At 63.4% G+C, this 386-nt stretch carries 1 protein-coding gene; it reads left to right on the forward strand.

The window, feature by feature from the left end; all coding sequences use genetic code 11:
* A partial coding sequence (locus AC1DHT_RS29455; RefSeq protein ID WP_477761614.1) for an immunoglobulin-like domain-containing protein occupies positions 1-386 on the forward strand: 386 nt, incomplete at both ends.

The following is a 386-nucleotide window of genomic DNA, read 5'->3' on the forward strand; positions in this document are numbered from 1 at the left end:
GTCACCGAAGGCGGTCAGATCACTTACACCGCGACCCTGACCAACCCGGCCGGCACCGCGATGAGCGTGACCCTGTCCAACGGTGCAGTGATCAACATCGAAGCCGGCAAAACGTCCGGTTCCGTGGTGGTCGACACCCCGGCGAATGACGTCTACAAAAACGGCAGCACCGTCAGCACTACCATCGAAAGCACCACCGGCGGCAACTTCGAGCAGTTGACCCCGAGCACGACGCCGGCGGTCACCACCATCACCGATTCGATCGACAACACCGGTCTGTCCCTGGCGGCSACCGGTTCGGTCACCGAAGGCGGTCAGATCACYTACACCGCSACCCTGACCAACCCGGCCGGCACCGCAATGAGCGTGACCCTGTCCAACGGTGC

The sequence above is a fragment of the Pseudomonas sp. 05N432 genome (assembly GCF_056396945.1).